Origin of the sequence: Pseudomonas sp. PS01297 (assembly GCF_029959305.1) — a bacterium.
GTDB classification, from domain to species: Bacteria; Pseudomonadota; Gammaproteobacteria; order Pseudomonadales; family Pseudomonadaceae; genus Aquipseudomonas; species Aquipseudomonas helleri.
The window spans coordinates 1-16091 of record NZ_JASCPQ010000107.1 but is presented as its reverse complement, the minus strand read 5'-3'; the positions used below and the strand labels follow the sequence as shown (position 1 = coordinate 16091).

The window sequence follows — 16091 nt, the reverse complement described above, 5'->3', positions numbered from 1 at the left end:
GGGCTTGCTCGCGATGCAAGCGACGCGCTATTACTGGCAAACCAGGTCGATGCTATCGCGAGCAAGCCCGCTCCCACAGGATCCATGACGCATCAGATACCGCAAAGCTCGCGCAAGTACGCCGTGTCCAGGTGTTTTTCGACCAGATCGGCCAGGCGCTCGATGTCGCGCTCGCGCAGGGCGTGGTAGTCGACGTGCTGCACGTTCTGCAACCCGGCCCAGCGCAGCAACGCGCCGCAGGCCTCAGGCGACTCGAACAAACCGTGCAGGTACGTGCCGAGAATGTGCCCGTCCGCACTCTGCGCGCCGTCACAACGGCCGTCATCCAGACGCACTGCCGGCCGCTCCAGCGCCGCCCCCGTGGTGACACCGGCGTGAATTTCGTAGCCGTTGACCTCGGCGTTTTCCAGCAACAAATGGCCGCGCACGTTGCGCAGCTGCTTCTCGGCGGCCAGTTCGGTGCTGAAGCCCAACAGGCCCAAACCGGCGCTCGAACCGGGTGCCCCCTCCAGCCCCAGCGGGTCATGCACCTGCTCACCGAGCATCTGCAAACCACCGCAAATACCCAGCACCTTGCCGCCGTAGCGCAGGTGGCGATTGATTGCCGTGTCCCAGCCATTGGCGCGCAAATACGCCAGGTCACTGCGTACGCTTTTTGAACCCGGCAAGATGATCAAATCAGCCGGCGGGATCGCTTGCCCCGGCCCGACAAACTGCAAATCCACTTGCGGGTGCAAGCGCAGCGGGTCGAAGTCGGTGTGATTGCTGATACGCGGCAATACCGGCACCACCACTTTAAGCACATGCTCGACCTTGTCAGTCTGGCGCTGGTCGATGCCGTCTTCGGCCTCAAGGTGCAAATCCAGCACGTAGGGCAACACGCCAATCACCGGTTTGCCGGTGCGCTGTTCCAGCCAGTCGAGGCCCGGCTGCAGCAAGGCAATGTCACCGCGAAAACGGTTGATGATGAAGCCTTTGACCCGCGCCTGCTCGGTTTCGGAGAGTAACTCCAGGGTGCCGACCAAGTGCGCGAAAACGCCGCCCCGATTGATGTCGGCAATCAGCACCACCGGGCAATCCACCGCTTCGGCAAAGCCCATATTGGCGATGTCACCGGCGCGCAAGTTGATCTCGGCCGGAGAACCCGCGCCTTCAACCATGACCACCGGGTACGCGGCACTCAGCCGTTGATGCGAGGCCAGCACCGCTTGCATGGCGATGGCTTTGTAGTCGTGATACGCCACCGCGTTCATGGTGGTGACGGCGCGGCCATGAATAATCACCTGGGCGCCGGTGTCGCTGTTGGGCTTGAGCAACACCGGATTCATGTCGGTGTGCGGCGCCAAACCGGCGGCCTGCGCCTGTACGGCCTGGGCGCGGCCAATTTCACCGCCTTCAGCAGTCACGGCACTGTTGAGCGCCATGTTCTGCGGTTTGAACGGCACCACGCGCACGCCCTCGCGGGTCAGCCAGCGGCACAACGCCGTGACCAGCGTGCTTTTGCCCGCATCGGAAGTGGTGCCCTGCACCATCAATGTGCTCATGAAACGTCCTTGGTTCGTGCGAGGGTATAAGCCTGCAAGGCCTCTTGCAGCTTCAACCAGTCGGCTTCATCAGCAGGCAGGCCAAAACGCACGCTGCTGTTGCTGGTAAACAGCCGCAGCAAAATCCCGCGCCGGGCCATAAAGTCGTAAAGCTGCTCGGCCTCTGGGGTGATCAGCCACTGGAACAAGGCGCAGCCGCCTTGCGGGAGCAAATCATGCTGGCCCAGCAGGTGCTGCAAGCGGGTGCTGGCCAACTCACTGCGCTCACGCTGAAGGGCGTGGCCTTGGGTGTCGCGCAGGCACGCTTGGCCGACAATCCGCGTCGGACCGCTGACGGCCCACGGGCCGACTTGCTCTGCCAGCAGTTTGAGCAATTTAAGTTCCGCCAGCACAAAGCCCAACCGCACCCCGGCCAGGCCGAAAAACTTGCCGAACGAACGCAGCACAATCAATCCGCTGCGCCCACTCTCGGCAGCCAGGCTCAACTCGGGGGTGTTGTCCATAAAGGCTTCGTCCACCACCAGCCAGCCGCCGCGCTGGGCCAGACGCGCGTGCCAGTCGAGCAAACGCTCGGGTGTCAGGCTCAAGCCCGTGGGGTTGTTAGGGTTGACCACCACCAACACATCGAGGGTGTCGAGGTAGGTGTCGACTTCCTGCTCCAGAACTTCACGCACGATGTAGCCGCTGCGGCGCCACGATTCGGCGTGTTCGGCGTAGCACGGTGACAGCACGCCGACCTTGCCACTGCGGCGCAGACGCGGCAGCAACTGGATCGCGCATTGCGAACCCGGCACCGGCAATACGTGGGGGGCGCCGTAATACTCGCAGGCCGCCTGCTCCAGTCCGTCATCGGTTTCGGGCAAACGCGCCCAGGCCCGCTCGGGGAGCGCCGGGATTGCAAAAGGCCAGGGCGCGAGGCCACTGGACAAGTCCAGCCATTGCGACTCGGCAATGCCGTAGTCGAGGGCCGCCTGACGCAAACGTCCACCATGCTCAAGCAAAGAACTCACTCCCCACGCACAAGATCAGTAACCACAACCACACACCGCGCTGCACCAACTGCCAGCCACGACCAATCGAATCGGCATCGGCGGGCACGCCTTCACCCAACTGCGGGCGCTCATGCACTTCACCGTGATAAATCGCTGCGCCACCCAACTCGACCCCCAGCGCACCGGCACCGGCCGCCATCACTGGCCCGGCATTGGGGCTGTCCCATTGCGGCGCCTGTTTGCGCCAGCAGGTCAACGCCAAGCGGGTTTTACCGAGCAAGGCGTAGGTCAGTGCCACCAACCGTGCAGGAATGTAGTTAAGCAGGTCGTCGATGCGCGCGGCAGCCCAACCAAAACGCTCGAAGCGCTCGTTGCGATAACCCCACATCGCGTCCAGGGTGTTGCTCAAACGGTAGAGCACCACGCCCGGCGCACCGGCAACGGCAAACCAGAACACTGCCGCGAACACCGCATCACTGCCGTTTTCGAGGACCGACTCGGTGGCGGCCCGGGCCACTTCGGTTGCATCCAGTTCGCTGGTTTGACGGCTGACCAGATAGCCGACCCGCGTACGCGCCTCGTCCAGATCATTGGCGCGCAAGGCCTCGGCCACCGGCTGCACATGTTCACCGAGGCTGCGCATGCCCAGCGCGCAGTACAGCGCCAGTATCTCCACCAGCCAACCGATATAGGGCAACCATGACAAGGCCGTGGCCACAATCGTCAACGGCAACACCGCCAGTACCCAGGCGGTCACACCGTGGCTGCGCCAGCCACGGCCACCGGAATTGAAACGCTGTTCGATACGGTCAGCCATGCGGCCAAACGCAACCAGCGGATGCCAGCGTTTAGGCTCGCCGAGCAGCGCATCCAACGCCACACCGGCAACGCACAACAACGCCACACTCATGGCTTTACTCCCCAATAATTCTCGTACACCAACTCACTCAGCGGGCGCGCCTGCGCCCACCCTTCCAGCACCAGCATCGGCGCCGGATAAAATTGCTCGACCGGCCCCAGACACAACACCGCCAGCGGTTTGGCCCCGACAGGCAGGCCCAGCAGATCGGCCAGCGCCTGAGGCTCGAACAACGACACCCAGCCCATGCCCAGGCCTTCGACCCGCGCTGCCAGCCAGAGGTTTTGAATCGCGCAGGACAGCGACGCCATGTCCATTTCCGGCAATGTCCGACGGCCGAAAATGTGCTTTTCGCGATCATCCATCAACGCGGCCACCAGCACTTCGGCGCAGTCATTAATGCCTTCGACCTTGAGCGTCATGAACTCGTCGGAGCGCTCGCCCAAGGCTTCAGCGGTGCGTACCCGCTCGGCCTCGACCACGGTTTGAATCTTGCCGCGCAGCTCACGGTCGGTGATGCGGATAAACCGCCACGGCTGCATCAGGCCCACGCTCGGCGCCTGATGCGCGGCTTCGAGCAAGCGGGCCAACAACTCGGGCGCCACTTCACCACCGCTGAAGTGGCGCATATCGCGGCGCTCAGCAATGGCGCGGTAAACAGCGGCCTTTTCTTCAGGGCTAAATGCGTTGTCGCTCATGGCACCTTCACGGCGCACGGCGCGAACAACGCGGCAATGGCCTGGGGATTGGACGGAAAGTAAAAGTGCACATAAGACGCCGTCATACGCCCTTCGCGATACACCGCTTCGGCACCGCGCCCGCCATTGGGGCTAAGGCCCCGCGCAATGGGCTCAAGTTCGGTGCTGGTCAGCGAGTGATGATAGGTGTGACCCCGCAGCAGGCCTTCGGGCATTTCGACGGCTTGCAAGGCCAGCGCAGCCAGGCGCTTTTGCATCGTCGCCTCGCCCTTGAGCAAGCCCACCAGCGCTTCACGCTGGCCCTCGACATCGGTCAAGGCGTCGAGCAGATAAAGCATGCCGCCGCACTCGGCCAACAGCGGTTTGCCTGCCTGATGGTGGGCACGAATCGCCTCAAGCATCGAGGTATTGCGCGCAAGGGCCTGGTGATGGAGTTCCGGGTAACCACCGGGCAAATACACACTGTCGGCTTGCGGCAATTGGGTGTCGCGAATCGGCGAGAAAAACACCAGCTCAGCGCCCATGTCACGCAGCAACGCCAGGCTCGCGCCATAGGTAAAGGCAAACGCTTCATCGCGCGCCACGGCAATCCGCACACCGGCCAGCAAGGGCTCAATGGCCACCGGCTCAGGCGCGGCGAATTCCACCGGCGGTGGCAGCGCTACCTCGCAGGTGCTGGCCAAGGCATTGGCGGCGGCGTCCAGACGCATATCGAGATCGTTCAACTCGCTGGCTTGCACCAGGCCCAAATGGCGGCTGGGCAGCTCGATCCCGGTTTCGCGGGACAACGCGCCGTACCAGCGCAAGCCTTCGGTCAGGCTGCCTTCCAGCAACTGCGCATGGCGCACAGTGCCCACCCGGTTGGCCAACACCCCGGCAAACGGCAGGTCCGGCTGATAGCGCGCCAGCCCCAACGCCAACGCGCCGAAGGTCTGGGCCATGGCCGTACCGTCAATCACACCCAATACCGGAACACCAAAATGACGGGCCAAATCGGCGCTGGACGGCGTGCCGTCAAACAGGCCCATGACCCCTTCGATGAGGATAAGGTCCGATTCACCCGCCGCTTCCCAGAGCAAGCGCCGGCTTTCGTCGGCGCCGACCATCCACAAGTCCACCTGATACACCGGCGCACCGCTGGCGCGCTCGAGGATCATGGGGTCGAGAAAATCGGGGCCACATTTAAAGACCCGCACCTTGCGCCCCTGATTGCGATGCAATCGGGCCAAGGCGGCGGTGACGGTGGTCTTGCCCTGACCGGAGGCCGGTGCGGCGATCAATACCGCCGGGCAATGACGCGACTCTCTCATGCTTCAACACTCACAATTCAATGCCTTTCTGGGCTTTGATACCGGCCTGGAAGGCATGTTTGATCACGCCCATTTCAGTCACGGTATCGGCCAGGTCAATCAGTTCAGGTTTAGCGCCGCGCCCGGTGACCAACACATGCTGCATCGGCGGGCGGGCTTGCAGATCGCTCAGCACTTGCTCCAGGTCGAGATAGCCGTGCTTGAGCGCAATGTTCAATTCATCCAGCACCACCAGGCCAATGGCCGGGTCGCGCAGCATCTCGCGGGAGACTTGCCAGGCGGCTTCGGCGGCGGCGATGTCACGCTGGCGGTCCTGAGTTTCCCAAGTAAAACCTTCACCCATCACGTGATAGCGCACTTGTTCAGGGAAGCGACGGAAAAAGATCTCTTCGCCAGTGCTGTTACGCCCCTTGATGAACTGCACCACGCCACACTGCAGGCCGTGGCCCATGGCCCGGGCCAGCATGCCGAAAGCCGAACTGCTCTTGCCTTTGCCGTTGCCGGTTAACACCAGCAGCAGGCCGCACTCATTCGGAGCGCTAGCAATGCGTTCGTCCATAATCGCTTTTTTGCGTTGCATGCGCGCCAGGTGACGTTCGTCGCGCTCGGGGGATTCATTCATGGCAGCTCTCCGTTGGGGCTAAAAAATGCAAACGGGAGGCGGGGGAATTCATTAACAATCGACACACCTTCGCCCGCCGCAAGGGTGCTGGATGGATCAGGCCGGTCTCCGGGCTCATGAGTGGGCGTTCCTGAACAAGGAACAACACCGGGCCACGCGCCTTCCCGTGCACTAAACACAGTGGCATTGAGCGTGAAGTTGACTCATTTACCGTTGCGGGGGCAGCGCCGGGATCAAAGCGGTTGTGTGGGTAAAACGCGCCCTCACCGGCTTCCCTGTTTCACTCTGCCAACCTGAGGTTGCAGAGCACCTGAAACACGCCGCGAAGGTTAGAGGGTTGGGGGTGGAGCGTCAATTAAAGGTGCCGGGCTGCGCAGCAAACAAACCCGTCGGCCTGAACCTTTGAACGGCTACGCTTCTCTATGACTACACGCCTACTGTTTTCATGGAGATCCATATGCTCAAGCGCCAGCACGCTGTTGTCATCGTTTTAGCGGCAGGGTTGGCCGCCTGCGGTGAAAGCTCGACCCTGCAAGTCACCGACGGCACAGGCCCCTCGCCTACTCTGCCGGCACCGAACAAAACGCTGATCCCCACCGTCAACATTGCCCCGGCAGTGGGCTGGGCGGAGGGCGCCAAGCCGGTTACCGCGCAAGGTTTGCAGGTGCAAGCCTTTGCCGAAGGGCTCGATCACCCGCGCTGGCTCTATGTATTGCCCAATGGCGATGTGCTGGTGGCCGAAAGCAACGCACCGGCCAAGCCGGATGGCAGCCAGGGGCTGCGCGAGTGGATCGCCAGCAAGGTCATGGGCCGCGCCGGTGCAGGTGTGCCAAGCGCCAACCGCATCACTTTGTTGCGCGACACCAACCACGATGGCAAAGCCGACACCCGCACGGTGTTTCTAGAAAACCTGAACTCACCCTTCGGCATGACCCTGGTGGGCAACGACCTGTACGTGGCGGATGCCGACAAGTTGCTGCGCTTCCCGTATCAACCGGGCGAAACCTCCATCAGCGCGCAGCCGACCAAGATCATTGATTTGCCCAGCGGCCTGAACCACCACTGGACGAAAAACGTCATCGCCAGCCCTGACGGCAAAAAACTCTACGTGAGTGTCGGCTCGAACAGTAACGTCGGCGAAAACGGCATGGACATCGAAGAAGGGCGCGCAGCGATCTGGGAAGTCGACCCGGCCACCGGCAGCCACCGTATTTTTGCCTCAGGGCTGCGCAACCCCAACGGCATGGACTGGGAACCCAAGACCGGCAAACTGTGGACCGCTGTGAACGAGCGCGACGAAATCGGCAGCGATTTGGTGCCCGACTACATCACCTCGGTGCAAGACGGCGGTTTCTATGGCTGGCCCTACAGCTATTACGGGCAGCACGTCGACGTGCGGGTCAACCCGCAAAACGCCGAACTGGTGGCCAAAGCCATTGCCCCGGACTATGCCGTCGGCCCGCACACCGCCTCACTGGGCCTGGCCTTTGCGCAAAACAGCACACTGCCGAACTTCACCGACGGCGTATTTATCGGCCAGCACGGCTCATGGAACCGCAAACCGCACAGTGGCTACAAAGTGATCTTCGTCCCGTTTGCCGACGGCAAGCCCAACGGCATGCCGATTGACGTGCTGACCGGCTTCCTCAACTCCGATGAAAAAGCCATGGGCCGCCCCGTGGGGGTCGTCATTGATAAACAGGGGGACTTGCTGGTGGCCGATGATGTCGGCAACAAAGTGTGGCGGGTGTCGGGGGAGTAAACCTTTAAATCCTCTCACGACAGATCTATGCGCTTTTCGTAGGAGCTGCCGAAGGCTGCGATCTTTTGACCTCTAAAAGCCAAAGATCGCAGCCTGCGGCAGCTCCTACAAGGCTTCATCAAATTAGAGAGATTAAGGCAACCGCGCCAAATGCTGCTCGGTTGGCAAGACGCGCTTGGCGTTCAGATAGGCTTTTTGCCAATAGGCTTTGCTGAGGCTGTCCAGCTTGACCGTGCCGCCGGTGGCAGGCGCATGCACGAAGCGGCCCTCACCCACGTAGATGCCGGCATGGCTGACTTGGGTTCCACCATTGGTGGCGAAGAACAACAGGTCACCGGTTTGCAGCTGGTCTTTGCCGACATTCTGCCCGCGCATCACGATCATTTCGCGGGTGGTGCGCGGCAACGAGATACCCGCCATGTCGTTGTAGACGTACTTGATCAGACCACTGCAATCAAAACCTGAGTCCGGTGTATTGCCGCCCCAGCGATACGGCGTGCCCACCAGACCCAACGCACGAAACAGCACGTCTGCCGCCAACGGCGAGCCATCGTCGATAGGACTCGACGACACAACCGGTTTGACTTCAACGGGAGCAGGTGCAGGACGGTTGGCGCAGGCACTGAGCAGTGCGGCGAACGTGATGAGGGCAACGCGGGCCAGGGTCGACATAAACAGAACGTTCCTGATTCTGGATACGGCTACTGGGCCGCGAAACCCGAAGCCGCGACAGGGGATACCTTCGCGGCTTCAGGAATTTAACATTGCGACTGAATTCTAGCGCTTAGAAGCCAAACTTCAAGTAAGACTTTAACTTTACTTGCGGGCCACTACGCTGGTCGGCGCCATGGCCAAAGCACGCTTGGCTTCAATAAAGGTCTTGTTCCAGTAGGTGTCGCCCAGGCTATCAATCCTTACACCACCGCTGCGGCGGCTGCTGGAGTGAATAAACTGGTCATCGCCCAGGTAAATGCCAGCGTGGCTGACACGTCCGCGACCATTGGTGCTGAAGAACAGCAGGTCACCCGGCTTGAGGTTGTTTCGCGCGACCAACGGTGCATTTACGTTGATCATTTCGCGGGTGGAGCGCGGCAATTGCATGCCCGCTTCCTCTTTGAACAGATAGCCGATAAAGCCACTGCAATCGAAACCAGCTTCAGAGGTACCGCCAAAACGGTAACGGGTACCGATCAAGGACATTCCGCGCTCAAGAATGCTGTCAGCCAGGGCCGGCAGTTCGTAAGGCTTGCTGTTTTCGGAAAATTGAGCCAGTTCTTTTTCAGTGGCCAGTTCTTCCTGATAAAGAGCGGAAGACTGCGACGAAGATGACTTTTGAACCTGTGAATCGACAACTTGCTGGGACACTGGCGAGTGAGCAGCGCAGCCGAAAAGCAGGGTAACGAGTGCGAGAGGCACGAGGGGTGCGAAGCGCTTTAGCATGGGCACGACCGTGGCTGTAGGAAAAGTTACCGCGACTATGCCCTCTATGATCCTCATTTGCAAATTCAATCGAATTAAATGTGACTTAGTCGATTTCACGTGACATCTAAGGTTTTACACCCCTGACAATCGATTTTGCGTAGACGCATGTCTGACACGCAGGTTTTCTGGCGCCTGAATACTGCCTAAACCTTGTAGGAATGCGCTTTTACAGCAAAAGATCGCGAGGCAAGCTCGCTCCTGCATAAAAAGGGGATAGCGGGTATTTACCAGCCGAGGGTTTCTTTCAAGAAGGGAATGGTCAGCTTGCGTTGCGCCTGCAACGAGGCCTGATCGAGGCGCTCAAGCAATTCAAACAATGCGCTCATGCTGCGTGTACCGCGCGTGAGGATGAAATGCCCGACTTCGTCGGTCAGGTGCAGGCCGCGGCGCGAGGCGCGCAACTGCAAGGCACGCAGTTTGTCTTCATCAGACAAGGGGCGCATTTGAAAAATCAGCGCCAGGGTGAGGCGTGATTTAAGGTCGGCCAGCTTGATCGGCAATTCACGCGGCGAGGCCGAGGCGGCAATCAGCAAGCGACGCCCGCTGTCACGTAGGCGATTGAACAGGTGAAACAGAGCTTCTTCCCAATCAGCCCGACCGGCCACGGCCTGCAGGTCGTCCAGACACACCAGCTCATATTGCTCAAGGTTGTCGAGGATCTCGATACCACGATCCAGCAACTCCGCCAGCGGCAAATACACCGCAGGCTCGCCCATCTGCTCGAAACGCAAGCATGCTGCCTGCAACAAATGCGTGCGCCCTACGCCGTGCTTGCCCCACAGATAAATCAGGCTTTCTGTCCACCCGGCGTCGGCTTCGCACAGACGTTCGACGTAGCCGAGTGCAGCGGCATTGGCGCCTGGATAGTAATTGATGAAGGTAGCGTCATCTCGCAGACGCACACCTAGGGGCAGCTGAATCGGTTTCATGCTGACTGAACAGTTCAAACGAACCGTTAGTGGCCTCTGTGTAAAGTTTGCAAAGTTTATACCCGTGTAGCCGGGCGCACAATGTAACAGACCACGAGCAAAATCAAAGGTTTGCGTTAACGCATTGGATTGAATCAAGTTTTTCTGAGAGACAAGCGCGCGCCCAGTCATAAAAAAAGGCCGGTTCATCGCCACATGAACCGGCCTCTCATTCAATCGATCACCCGCCTACAACTCAGGTTCTTCATCACCTTTATAGGCCTGCGAATGTTTGTACAAATCGTGCATATGGCGCACCAGCACCATGATCACGGCCGCGACCGGCAAGGCCAGCAGTACACCGGTAAAGCCGAACAGCTCGCCGCCCGCCAGAATCGCAAAGATCACCGCCACAGGGTGCAGGCCGATGCGATCGCCCACCAACAGCGGCGTCAAGACCATGCCTTCCAGCGCCTGCCCGACCATAAACACCGCGACAATCCCCAGCATCGGGTACAGGTCACCGCCAAACTGGAACAGACCGGCAATCAGCGCGGCGCCGATGCCGATGATAAAGCCCATGTACGGCACGATAGCCGCCAGACCGGCCATCAAACCGATCAACAGCCCCAGCTCCAGGCCCAGCAACATCAAGCCGGCCGAATAAATGATGCCCAACGCGACCATCACCAATAGCTGCCCGCGAACGAAAGCGCCGAGCACGTCGTGACATTCCTTGGCCAGCGACACAATCTGTTCTTCGCGATCGCGCGGCAGCAGGCCACGAATCTTGGACAGCAACACATCCCAGTCACGCAGCAAGTAAAAGGCCACCACTGGAATCAGCACCAGATTCGCCAAAAAGCCAAACAGCGCCAGGCTTGAAGCGGTGGCCTGTGACAGCACCACCCCGGCGATATCCCCGGCCTGCCCCATGTGCTCGGTAATGGTGGCTTTGATCTTATTAAAGTTCCAGAAGCCATCCCCCAGCCCGAACCGGGTTTGCACCCACGGCAAGGCGGTATTCTGCAACCAGTCCAGCACCAGCGGTGCCAATTGGTAGAGCTTGACCAACTGCTTGGCCAGCATCGGCACCAGCACCACCAATAACGTCACCAGAATGACCGTAAACAGGGTAAAGACCGTGATCGTGCCCCAGGTTCTGGACAGGCCGATTTTTTCGAGGCGATCAACCACCGGGTCGAACATGTAAGCAAGAACGATCGCAATCAGAAAAGGCGTCAGTATCGCGTGCAAGAAATACACGAATAGCACCGCGGCCAGCGCTACACCCCACCAAACCCACCGTCGCGAATCCCGCATAAATGCCTGTCCTTATATATAGAAGAGAAAAACCTACCAGCTAAAGCGCAACTGCGCCGCCTGAGGTGTAGCCGACGCCTGATCTGCAGGCACTTCATGCATTTGCGCCAACGCCAACTGCGAACGCAATTGCTCAGCACTGCCGTTGACCTGATAAACGATTCGGTTGCCGTCGACGCTCACCAACTGACCGCCAAACGGTTCAAGCAAGCGGCTCAATTGAGCATAGCGCTCCAGAGTCATGCCCTGTACTTCAAGCAACTGATCGGTCGACACGCCCGGCTTGACGGCGTAGCGCGGGGCTAGACGCTGGCTGACTTGCAGCATCACGTCATCCGCCAGTGCCGCCTGATCAGCGCCGGTTGCGCTGCCTTGCTCTTGTTGATCGCCGATCCACAGGCGCCATTTGGCCTGCCACTGGCCACTGTCTTCGTGGGCATGCACGGCCAGCAGCGCGTCTGCGCCGTAACGCTCGGACGCCTCTTTCAGCGGCGCCGGATTAGAACCTTCAAGGTTTTCGGCAGTGCCCACCAATTGCTCGCTCAAGTCAGCCAGCGGCAAACGCAATGGCAAACCACGGTGTTGGGCGGCGCGGCGCAAGGGTTCGGCAACGGATTGACCGTCACCCACCAGGCTGGAGCCGTCCACCGAATCGTTCAGCCACCAACCTAGCAAGGCCGGGCGGTTGCTGCCCCACAGTGACAAACCGGCCTGGCGCAAGGCGCGGTCGGTGCTCACCGGGTCGAAATCCACTTGCAGGGACTCGGGCGGGCCTGCGTCATAGCCATACTGGCTGATGATTTGCTGAGGGTCTTTGCGAATAGGCTCCAGCGCCGGGTTCTGCACCGCCTTGGCGTCCCCCGTCAGGCGCAACACCAGGGTTTCCAGGGCTTTTTGCGTAGCTTGCGCGCGCTCATCAGGCGACTGACTGGTGACCGGCTCACGCACTTGATACAGGCCCGTCAGGATTTCGGCATGACTCGCCAGGCTGAAAAAAGACAAACAGCCCACAGCTATTAATTGATGAAAACGCATGAAAGATTCCCAACGGCAAAAAAGGGCATTAAAAGGCCGTATAAATACACTCGATAACACCTCAGACAGGCGCGCAGCCAAATCATTCAGGTGCAGATCGCAGATTTCACACGGTCATAAAAAATCAGAATTTAGCGGATATACCTTATACAGCGTCGCGCCAAGCAGCCAGTACGACTAAAAAAGGTTTTTTTCGACAGATATAACCCTGCCTGTCGGCCCGAGGATGGCCGCTGCCCTTCAAGCCTGATAAAATCGCGCGCCTTCGCAGACCGGCGACAGCCGGGCACTCTGCAAATGCTCTGTTTCAAACCCTGAGCACTTGCAAGCAGGCCCGCTGAGATCGGTCGATACCCCCGAATCCCCCCTAAAGGCCTGGATTATGAGCAAGCAACCCTCCCTGAGCTACAAGGACGCCGGTGTAGACATCGACGCCGGTGAAGCATTGGTCGAACGCATCAAGAGCGTAGCCAAGCGCACTGCGCGCCCTGAAGTGATGGGCGGCCTCGGCGGTTTTGGCGCCCTCTGCGAAATCCCGGCCGGTTACAAGCAACCTGTTCTGGTTTCCGGCACCGACGGTGTGGGCACCAAGCTGCGTCTGGCGCTGAACCTGAACAAGCACGACAGCATCGGCATCGACCTGGTCGCCATGTGCGTTAACGACTTGATCGTGTGCGGCGCAGAGCCCCTGTTCTTCCTCGACTACTACGCCACCGGCAAGCTCAACGTAGAAACCGCAACCCAAGTGGTTACCGGTATCGGCGCTGGCTGCGAATTGTCCGGTTGCTCGCTGGTAGGCGGCGAAACCGCAGAAATGCCTGGCATGTACGAAGGCGAAGATTACGACTTGGCCGGCTTCTGTGTTGGCGTGGTCGAGAAAGCCGAGATCATCGACGGTTCCAAAGTGGCCACCGGCGACGCCCTGCTCGCCCTGCCTTCTTCGGGCCCGCACTCTAACGGTTACTCGCTGATCCGCAAGATCATCGAAGTGTCCGGTGCCGACATCGAAAACACCCAGCTCGACGGTCAGCCGCTGACCGACCTGCTGATGGCGCCGACCCGTATCTACGTCAAGCCGCTGCTCAAGCTGATCAAAGACACTGGCGTAGTTAAAGCCATGGCCCACATCACCGGTGGTGGCCTGCTCGACAACATCCCGCGCGTGCTGCCAAAAGGCGCTCAAGCGGTGGTTGACGTGGCCAGCTGGCAGCGCCCTGCAGTCTTCAACTGGCTGCAAGAAAAAGGCAACGTGAACGAAACCGAAATGCACCGCGTGCTGAACTGCGGCGTGGGCATGGTGATCTGCGTGGCTCAGGCTGACGTTGACACCGCGCTGAACGTGCTGCGTGAAGCGGGCGAGCAACCTTGGGTGATCGGCCACATCGCCACGGCCGCCGAAGGTGCGCCGCAAGTTGAGCTGCAAAACCTCAAGGCGCACTAATGCCCGATACCTGTGATGTAGTGGTGCTGCTTTCCGGCACCGGCAGCAACTTGCAAGCTTTGATCGACAGCTGTGCGAACACGGACAGCCCGGTCAGAATCCGCGCGGTGATCTCCAACCGCGCAGACGCCTACGGCCTGCAACGCGCCAAAGACGCGGGTATCGACACCCGCGTACTGGATCACACAGCATTCGAGGGCCGCGAGGCCTTCGATGCTGCACTGATCGACGTCATTGATACGTTCAACCCGCAACTGGTAGTCCTGGCCGGATTCATGCGCATCCTCAGCGCAGGCTTCGTGCGTCACTATCAGGGCCGCCTGCTCAACATCCACCCTTCCTTGCTGCCTAAATACAAAGGCCTGCACACGCATCAGCGAGCGCTGGAAGCCGGTGACAGCGAGCATGGCTGCAGCGTGCACTTTGTCACCGAGGAACTCGATGGCGGGCCTCTGGTCGTACAAGCAATCATTGCGGTAGAGTCCGATGACTCGCCGCAGAGTCTGGCGCAACGGGTTCACGCCCAGGAGCACCAGATTTACCCGCTTGCAGTGCGCTGGTTTGCCGAAGGTCGCTTGTCACTTGACGAGCAAGGCGCATTATTAGACGGTCAATTACTCGCGGCCAGCGGCCACTTGATACGAATCTAGGAGACATTATGCGTCGTGCCCTGCTCCTCGCCTTGAGCCTGCTGGCTGTCCCAGCAGTGCAAGCGGCTGAACTTCATCCTTTCCAGGCCAGCTACACGGCCGACTGGAAACAGTTACCCATGAGCGGTTCTGCCGAGCGCAGTCTGGTCAAGAATGACAACGGCACCTGGACCTTGAACTTCAAGGCCTCGATGATGATCGCCAGCCTGTCGGAATCCAGCACCTTCGCGTTCAAGAACGACAGCCTGATCCCTCAGTCCTACCGTTTCGAACGTGGCGGCCTGGGCAAAGCCAAGAACATAAACCTGGACTTTGACTGGACCACCAACATGGTCACCGGCACGTTTAACAAAGACCCGGTCAAAGTGACATTGCTCAGCGGCATGCTCGACAAGTCGACTTACCAGTTGGCGTTGCAGCGCGATGTCGTGGCGGGCAAAAAGAGCATGAGCTACCAGGTCGTTGACGAAGATGGCGTAGACACCTACGACTTTCGCGTCATAGGCCCGGAAGTGGTCGAAACCAAGGCGGGCAAGGTAGACGCCATCAAGGTTGAGCGCGTACGCGACCCGACACTGGACCAGAACCAGAACAAGCGCATCACCGAAATGTGGTTCGCCAAGAGCTGGGACGGTTTGCTGGTCAAACTGCGCCAGGTTGAAAAAGACGGCAAGGAATACAACATCATGCTGCAAGACGGCACGGTGGATGGCAAAGCCGTCAAGGGCAGTTAAAGCAACTGCTTGCCTCAAAAAACCTCGCTTCGGCGAGGTTTTTTTTGCGCATGTGAATACCCTGTAGCCGCTGTCGAAGGATGAGGCTGCGATGGGTTGCGAAGCGACCCCAAACGACGGTCCTGCGGCCCGCATCGCAGCCTTCGTGCCTCGTCAGCGGCTACAACGCCAACGAGATTGAGAACACCTTCAATCATGAAACTTTTGTCATAAAACTATTGGCAAAATCCGTAAACACCGCGTCGCACAAGGGCTGCAGCGTTTTGCGCTTTTTTCCAAGATGACAGAGCGACAATTAGCTATTTACTTAGGAAGCTAACAAATTCTATAAAGAAGTCCTGCGACGTCTTGCCGCAGGTCCTTATCAGAATTTGGAGCAAGCAGATGACTATCACAGTAACTGAACGCGACGATTCACGTATGTTCCACCAGCTTGTAGCCCATGGCGTACACCTGTGGGATGTTCATCAGGAAAACATCTTGGTTGGCATGTTTCACCGCGAGAGCGACGCTCATAACTACAAAGCCGAGCTGGAAAAGCTTGAAGCGCAGAAACTCAAAGCCTGAACCACTGCAACGACAGTCTTGAAAAACACAAACCCCGCCGAAGCGGGGTTTGTTTATTGCCTTGTAGGAGCGAGCTTGCCTCGCGATCTTTTGATCTTTAAAAAGATCGCGAGGCAAGCTCGCTCCTACAGTCTGTTTAATTTTTTACCACATCAGATCATCAG

At 59.4% G+C, this 16091-nt stretch carries 16 protein-coding genes and 1 riboswitch; of the genes, 5 read left to right on the top strand and 11 right to left on the bottom strand.

Translation table 11 applies throughout. The annotated features are described in order from the left end of the window. Nucleotides 1–92: 92 nt before the first annotated feature. The 6 genes from QMX84_RS22880 to cobO are packed head-to-tail and all read right to left on the bottom strand — an operon-like array spanning nucleotide 93 to nucleotide 6025. The gene (locus QMX84_RS22880) at nucleotides 93–1544 is read right to left on the bottom strand and encodes a cobyric acid synthase (RefSeq protein WP_262124330.1); all 1452 of its coding nucleotides are present in this window, start codon (nucleotides 1542–1544) and stop codon (nucleotides 93–95) included. Next, complete coding sequence (gene cobD / locus QMX84_RS22875) at nucleotides 1541–2545, bottom strand: threonine-phosphate decarboxylase CobD (RefSeq protein WP_282364851.1); 1005 nt, start codon at nucleotides 2543–2545, stop codon at nucleotides 1541–1543. Before cobD ends, QMX84_RS22880 begins: the two co-directional genes overlap by 4 nt. Continuing rightward, nucleotides 2538–3446 (bottom strand): adenosylcobinamide-phosphate synthase CbiB, encoded by a 909-nt coding sequence (cbiB, locus tag QMX84_RS22870; protein ID WP_282364850.1) that lies wholly within the window; start codon nucleotides 3444–3446, stop codon nucleotides 2538–2540. Before cbiB ends, cobD begins: the two co-directional genes overlap by 8 nt. Next, nucleotides 3443–4093, bottom strand: coding sequence for a 5,6-dimethylbenzimidazole synthase (bluB, locus tag QMX84_RS22865; RefSeq protein ID WP_282364849.1), 651 nt, complete (start codon nucleotides 4091–4093; stop codon nucleotides 3443–3445). Before bluB ends, cbiB begins: the two co-directional genes overlap by 4 nt. Further along, complete coding sequence (locus QMX84_RS22860; protein WP_282364848.1) at nucleotides 4090–5403, bottom strand: cobyrinate a,c-diamide synthase; 1314 nt, start codon at nucleotides 5401–5403, stop codon at nucleotides 4090–4092. The genes bluB and QMX84_RS22860 overlap by 4 nt, the downstream gene beginning before the upstream one ends. Before the next feature lie 10 nt (nucleotides 5404–5413). Continuing rightward, nucleotides 5414–6025 (bottom strand): cob(I)yrinic acid a,c-diamide adenosyltransferase, encoded by a 612-nt coding sequence (gene cobO, locus QMX84_RS22855; RefSeq protein ID WP_048386786.1) that lies wholly within the window; start codon nucleotides 6023–6025, stop codon nucleotides 5414–5416. Between the two features lie 81 nt (nucleotides 6026–6106). Continuing rightward, nucleotides 6107–6354, bottom strand: a riboswitch (cobalamin riboswitch). Nucleotides 6355–6482: 128 nt separating this feature from the next. On the opposite strand from cobO, the gene QMX84_RS22850 reads away from it, so the two are divergent. Next, the gene (locus QMX84_RS22850; protein WP_282364847.1) at nucleotides 6483–7787 is read left to right on the top strand and encodes a sorbosone dehydrogenase family protein; all 1305 of its coding nucleotides are present in this window, start codon (nucleotides 6483–6485) and stop codon (nucleotides 7785–7787) included. 132 nt (nucleotides 7788–7919) lie between these two features. Here the strand turns inward: QMX84_RS22850 and QMX84_RS22845 are convergent, their stop codons facing one another. The 5 genes from QMX84_RS22845 to QMX84_RS22825 form a co-directional block, all read right to left on the bottom strand. Next, a complete protein-coding gene (locus QMX84_RS22845; RefSeq protein WP_048369748.1) occupies nucleotides 7920–8459 on the bottom strand; it encodes a C40 family peptidase in 540 nt (179 codons plus the stop codon). 144 nt (nucleotides 8460–8603) lie between these two features. After that, complete coding sequence (locus QMX84_RS22840; protein ID WP_048369747.1) at nucleotides 8604–9227, bottom strand: NlpC/P60 family protein; 624 nt, start codon at nucleotides 9225–9227, stop codon at nucleotides 8604–8606. Between the two features lie 266 nt (nucleotides 9228–9493). Next, on the bottom strand, nucleotides 9494–10198 hold the full coding sequence (gene hda / locus QMX84_RS22835; protein WP_055101646.1) for a DnaA regulatory inactivator Hda: 705 nt from the start codon (nucleotides 10196–10198) through the stop codon (nucleotides 9494–9496). 228 nt (nucleotides 10199–10426) lie between these two features. Then, nucleotides 10427–11500: an AI-2E family transporter gene (locus tag QMX84_RS22830; RefSeq protein WP_262124336.1), complete on the bottom strand. Its 1074-nt coding sequence runs from the start codon at nucleotides 11498–11500 to the stop codon at nucleotides 10427–10429. A gap of 33 nt (nucleotides 11501–11533) precedes the next feature. Beyond that, the gene (locus QMX84_RS22825) at nucleotides 11534–12535 is read right to left on the bottom strand and encodes a DUF2066 domain-containing protein (RefSeq protein ID WP_048369741.1); all 1002 of its coding nucleotides are present in this window, start codon (nucleotides 12533–12535) and stop codon (nucleotides 11534–11536) included. 382 nt (nucleotides 12536–12917) lie between these two features. On the opposite strand from QMX84_RS22825, the gene purM reads away from it, so the two are divergent. The 4 genes from purM to QMX84_RS22805 all read left to right on the top strand — a co-directional run bounded on the left by purM (nucleotide 12918) and on the right by QMX84_RS22805 (nucleotide 15927). Continuing rightward, the gene (purM, locus tag QMX84_RS22820) at nucleotides 12918–13976 is read left to right on the top strand and encodes a phosphoribosylformylglycinamidine cyclo-ligase (protein WP_048386779.1); all 1059 of its coding nucleotides are present in this window, start codon (nucleotides 12918–12920) and stop codon (nucleotides 13974–13976) included. Further along, nucleotides 13976–14626: a phosphoribosylglycinamide formyltransferase gene (gene purN, locus QMX84_RS22815; protein ID WP_282364846.1), complete on the top strand. Its 651-nt coding sequence runs from the start codon at nucleotides 13976–13978 to the stop codon at nucleotides 14624–14626. Before purM ends, purN begins: the two co-directional genes overlap by 1 nt. 8 nt (nucleotides 14627–14634) lie before the next feature. Next, nucleotides 14635–15360: a DUF3108 domain-containing protein gene (locus tag QMX84_RS22810; protein WP_153332475.1), complete on the top strand. Its 726-nt coding sequence runs from the start codon at nucleotides 14635–14637 to the stop codon at nucleotides 15358–15360. Between the two features lie 384 nt (nucleotides 15361–15744). Beyond that, nucleotides 15745–15927 carry a hypothetical protein gene (locus QMX84_RS22805; protein ID WP_048369733.1) on the top strand — a complete coding sequence of 61 codons (183 nt, stop codon included), beginning with the start codon at nucleotides 15745–15747 and terminating at the stop codon, nucleotides 15925–15927. The last annotated feature ends 164 nt before the right edge of the window (nucleotides 15928–16091 follow it).